Here is a 4803-nt window from a genome sequence, read left to right as displayed (position 1 = left end):
GTGGAATAATTGACCATGGGATAAAACATGCAATTACTTCTGCTATTGAACATCATGCGGTTCTTCATACCCTTCAAGCACTTGAAAAAAGTGGAGTAATAAAATTGAGTTATGTAAACATAGATTCAAAAGGTTCTGTTGATTATAAGCATTTAGAAGAATTATTGAGTACTAATGAGCGAAGTTTTGTCTCCTTGATGCATGCCAATAATGAAATTTCAACTCTTACTGATTTAGAAGTGGTTGGCGATTTATGCGAACAGTACAATGCCATTTTTCATTGCGATACAGTTCAAACAATGGGACATTATCCGCATGATTTAAGTAAGCTAAAAGTTCATTTTCTGGTTTGTGCAGCACATAAACTTCATGGACCTAAAGGTGTTGGTTTTTTATACATTAACCATGCTGTAAAGATTAATCCCTTGATTTTTGGAGGCTCACAAGAGAGAAATATGAGAGGTGGGACTGAAAATGTGTATGGTATTATTGGTTTAGCTAAGGCATTAGAAATGGCTTATGATGACATGGCTGCTCACCAAGCACATATCCAAAATTTGAAATCTTATATGAAGGAACAATTAATTCAATATGTTCCTGGGATAGAATTTAATGGGGAAACCGAACCTGAAAAAAGTCTTTATACGGTATTGAATGTTTCATTTCCAGAAATGGAAATGGCAGAGATGTTACTTTTTAGTCTCGATATTGCTGGAATATCGGCCTCTGGGGGGAGTGCATGTAGCTCCGGGACAAATATTGGTTCTCATGTTTTAAATGGAATACAAGCAAATCCTAATAGGCCTGCAGTACGATTCTCATTCAGTAAATTTAATACTAAGGAAGAAATTGACTATGTTATCGAAAAGGTGAAAGAATTATGTCATGTTTCTTAAAATCGATATTTATTAGATAATTCGCTATCGATTCTTCTTGTTAATGTCCTAGCTTTTTCGTAAATTGTTATTGTAATTGAGAAGGAGGATTTATGAAAAAAAGCATGTTTTCAAGTTTAGAGAAAAAAGATGCAAGCAAAGACAAATTTAAGGAAATAGCAAAAAGTAAACATCATTATGGTGGTTTACGGTCCGGATATAGCTTCAAAAATCATTCTCATGGTCGAGTGAATCTTCATTCGATAGGGTTCAACCATGAACCAGGTACTTTGTAATTCTAAAATCCCGTTTTTACGGGATTTTTTATGTTATATTTATTAGAAAATCATATTATCTCATGGAACGTAGAAAATTCTTACAACATGCGGGTCTTTCATTAGGAATGATTGCATTAGCTCAAAATAAATCTTTAGCGGATATCTTAATTCAAGCAAAATATCAATTTAAGCTTTTAAGAAATGATGTAGGTATTTTTACAGAGCAGGGTGGCACAATTGCCTGGTTATCAAATAGCGGTGGAATGGCTGTTATAGATTCGCAATTTCAAAATCCTGCGATGAACCTAATTGCTGAATTGAAAAAAGCATCCGAAAAGCCGCTTCAATATTTAATAAATACCCATCATCATGGGGATCATACAGGTGGGAATATCGCCTTTAAGGGTTTTGCAGAAAAAGTAGTTGGGCATGTCAACTGCCTTGCTAATCACAAAAAGACTGCTGCTGCGCAAAAAACGGAGGATAAACAATTGTTTGCAGATACTGTATTTCAGGATAAATGGCAGGCGAAAGTCGGTTCTGAAAAAATTCAGGCCACATACCTAGGAGCAGCACATACTAATGGCGATATAATTGTTCATTTTGATAATGCAAATATTGCGCACATGGGCGATTTGATGTTTAATAGGCGCTATCCTTTCATTGATAAGAGTGCTGGGGCGAATATCCAAAGCTGGACCGAAGTATTGGAAAAGGCCATTGCAAAATACGATAATGATACTTTATTTATTTTCGGTCATTCATTAGATCCTGAAAAGGTAACAGGAACAAAGGCAGATTTAAGGGCAATGCAAAATTATCTTGAAAAGCTTCTGACCTTTGTTAAAGCTGAGCTGAAGGCAGGAAAATCAAAAGAAGAAATTATGAAAGCTGATCGTATTCCGGGAGCGGAAGAGTATCAGGGACAAGGGATTGAGAGGAGCTTGACTGCAGCTTTACAAGAATTGTCTAGCTAGTCATTTTGAAATTTCCGGGAGTGATAATCTATTTTATCACTCCTGGAAATTATTTAGGATATCATTTTAAGGAAAGATCCTAGTTTTTCTTTCATCTGACGTCTGTCTACAATGAAATCTAAGAATCCATGCTCTAAAACAAATTCAGAGGTTTGGAAACCTTTAGGTAGGTCTCTTTTGATAGTTTCTTTAATTACTCTCGGACCGGCAAAGCCGATTAAAGCGCCAGGTTCTGAAATATTTATATCTCCCAGCATCGCATAGGAAGCCGTAACACCACCTGTTGTGGGATCAGTAAGTAATGAAATGTACGGAATTTTCGCCTTGCTTAAAAGGGCTAATTTAGCAGATGTTTTAGCCATTTGCATCAATGAAAATGCTGCTTCCATCATTCTAGCACCACCTGATTTAGAAATCATCATAAAGGGTATCTTATGCTTTATGCTATAATCTATGGAGCGTGCAATTTTTTCGCCAACTACAGAGCCCATAGAGCCCCCAATAAAATTAAAATCCATACAAGCTACAACAAGGTCATTTCCGGCTAATTTTCCTGTTGCTGCACGTATAGCATCATTAAGCCCTGTTTTTGCATAACTTTCCTCTAATCGTTCTGTGTATTTTTTAGAGTCAGTGAAGTTTAATGGATCTCCCGAGCGGATATTTGCAAAAAGTTCGGTGAACTCATTATTGTCGAAAAGGATTTCAAAATATTCTTTAGATCCAATTCTTAAATGAAAAGCACAATATTGACAAACATATTTGTTTTCCACTTGCTCTGCATAGTGCAAGGGTTTTTTACAGGATGGACATTTATTCCACATCCCATCAGGTGTTTCTTTTTTTTCCTCAGTGGAGGTGATAATCCCCTTATTTTCTCTCTTAAACCAGGCCATTTTGGATATTTGTATAACGTACAAAGAAACAAAAAAATTAAGAAAGGAATGCTTTTACCTGAATATTGAATAAAAAATATGCTATTTGGATGTATTTGTAGGCTATTTTAATTGAAAATAAGCCATTTTTTCGTAATTTAGAGGCTGTTAAATAAATTGAAAATAAAATGAATTTAAAAGGATTTAAAGGTGTTTTGCACGGTGATGCAGTTCAAGAATTATTTGAAATAGCCAAAAAACATCAGTTTGCATTGCCTGCAGTCAATGTAATTGGAACAAACTCAATCAATGCAGTGATGGAAACGGCTAAGTCTGTAAATTCTCCTGTAATTATACAGCTATCTAATGGTGGAGCCCAGTTTTATGCCGGTAAATCCTTAAATAATGATAATTTAAATGCATGCATTCTAGGTGCTGTATCGGCGGCTCAACATGTTCATCTTCTTGCTGAACATTATGGAGTGGCGGTTATTTTACACACTGACCATGCTGCAAAAAAGCTTTTACCTTGGATTGATGGTTTACTTGATCACGGTGAAAAATTCTTCGCTCTTCATGGAAAGCCTCTTTTTTCTTCACACATGATTGATCTTTCTGAAGAATCTATTGAAGAAAATATTGAAATCAGCAAAAAGTATCTCGAGCGCATGAAAAAGATGGGAATGACTCTTGAAATTGAATTGGGTGTTACCGGCGGGGAAGAGGATGGTGTTGATAATACCGATGTTGATAGCTCAAAATTATATACTCAGCCTTCTGAAGTTGCCTATGCTTATAAAGAATTAAGCACGGTGAGTGACAAATTTACTGTTGCTGCTGCATTTGGAAATGTTCATGGGGTTTATAAGCCTGGAAACGTGAAATTACAGCCAGTTATTCTTAAAAATTCACAAGATTTTATTCGTAAAGAATTTAATCTTAGTTCTGAAAAACCAATCAATTTTGTATTCCATGGTGGTTCAGGTTCATCTAAAGAAGAGATTAGAGAGGCTATTTCTTATGGTGCAATTAAAATGAATATCGATACAGATATGCAATGGGCTTATTGGGAGGGTATCAAGGATTATTATAAATCTAAAGAAGCTTACCTTCAAAGCCAAATTGGTAGTCCTGATGGCGAAGATTCTCCAAATAAAAAATACTATGATCCCCGTGTTTGGTTACGTAAAGGAGAAGAAACTTTTGTTAAACGCTTAGCTCATGCATTTGATGATCTCAATTGTTTGAATGCAAACGATAAGCTTTAATGCTTTAAATAAATTAAAAAGGGCCATTTAGGCCCTTTTTTGATAGAAATATGAATCCGAAAATCAAGATTCTGCAATAAATTAAAAAATATGAATCATTCCATTGAAGTTAAAAAAGTTAGTACCAATGACGAATTGGAACAGGTTTTTGCAATCCGGAAAATAGTTTTTGTAGAAGAGCAAAATTGTCCCCCAGAGCTTGAATGGGAATTTGAAGACGAGTCTGTACACTTCATTGGATTAGTTGATGGAACACCTGCAGGTGCCTCTCGATGGCGCAAGACTGATAAGGGTTATAAATTGGAGCGCTTCGCAGTTTTAAAGGAATACAGAGGAATTGGTTTAGGACAATCACTTGTTGGGTCAGTTATTAAAGATCTTCCAGAAGATGCCTCTTATGTATATCTACATGCTCAATTAACTGCAATGCCTTTATATGCCAAATTTGGCTTTGAAAAATCAGGCAATCAATTTGAAGAGGCAGGAATACAGCATTATAAAATGGTGTTGAATAAATAATTACGTAGGGA

Annotated in this window: 5 protein-coding genes; 4 read left to right on the top strand and 1 reads right to left on the bottom strand. The window is 35.5% G+C overall.

Features of this window, described 5'->3' with window-relative positions; genetic code table 11:
* Together ACIQ0D_RS11595 and ACIQ0D_RS11590 are read left to right on the top strand one after the other, a co-directional pair.
* A partial coding sequence (locus ACIQ0D_RS11595; RefSeq protein ID WP_395805780.1) for a cysteine desulfurase family protein occupies positions 1-896 on the top strand: 896 nt, incomplete at its 5' end.
* Positions 897-1233: 337 nt separating this feature from the next.
* Positions 1234-2130, top strand: a complete 897-nt coding sequence (locus tag ACIQ0D_RS11590; protein ID WP_395805778.1) for an MBL fold metallo-hydrolase — start codon at positions 1234-1236, stop codon at positions 2128-2130.
* A 53-nt stretch (positions 2131-2183) separates the two neighbouring features.
* Here the strand turns inward: ACIQ0D_RS11590 and accD are convergent, their stop codons facing one another.
* Positions 2184-3026 carry an acetyl-CoA carboxylase, carboxyltransferase subunit beta gene (gene accD, locus ACIQ0D_RS11585; protein WP_395805776.1) on the bottom strand — a complete coding sequence of 281 codons (843 nt, stop codon included), beginning with the start codon at positions 3024-3026 and terminating at the stop codon, positions 2184-2186.
* A gap of 167 nt (positions 3027-3193) precedes the next feature.
* Between accD and fbaA the strand changes: the two genes are divergently transcribed.
* On the top strand, positions 3194-4273 hold the full coding sequence (fbaA, locus tag ACIQ0D_RS11580) for a class II fructose-bisphosphate aldolase (protein ID WP_395805774.1): 1080 nt from the start codon (positions 3194-3196) through the stop codon (positions 4271-4273).
* A 90-nt stretch (positions 4274-4363) separates the two neighbouring features.
* Positions 4364-4792, top strand: a complete 429-nt coding sequence (locus ACIQ0D_RS11575) for a GNAT family N-acetyltransferase (protein WP_395805772.1) — start codon at positions 4364-4366, stop codon at positions 4790-4792.
* Positions 4793-4803 lie beyond the last annotated feature (11 nt).

The organism is Daejeonella sp. (genome assembly GCF_044342615.1).
Classification (GTDB): domain Bacteria; phylum Bacteroidota; class Bacteroidia; order Sphingobacteriales; family Sphingobacteriaceae; genus Daejeonella.
This window is presented reverse-complemented; position numbering and strand designations above follow the sequence as displayed.

Coding starts and splice junctions, on each gene's coding strand:
- ACIQ0D_RS11590 (WP_395805778.1), top strand. CDS start 1,234: ATGGAACGTAGAAAATTCTTACAACATGCGGGTCTTTCATTAGGAATG.
- accD (WP_395805776.1), bottom strand. CDS start 3,026: ATGGCCTGGTTTAAGAGAGAAAATAAGGGGATTATCACCTCCACTGAG.
- fbaA (WP_395805774.1), top strand. CDS start 3,194: ATGAATTTAAAAGGATTTAAAGGTGTTTTGCACGGTGATGCAGTTCAA.
- ACIQ0D_RS11575 (WP_395805772.1), top strand. CDS start 4,364: ATGAATCATTCCATTGAAGTTAAAAAAGTTAGTACCAATGACGAATTG.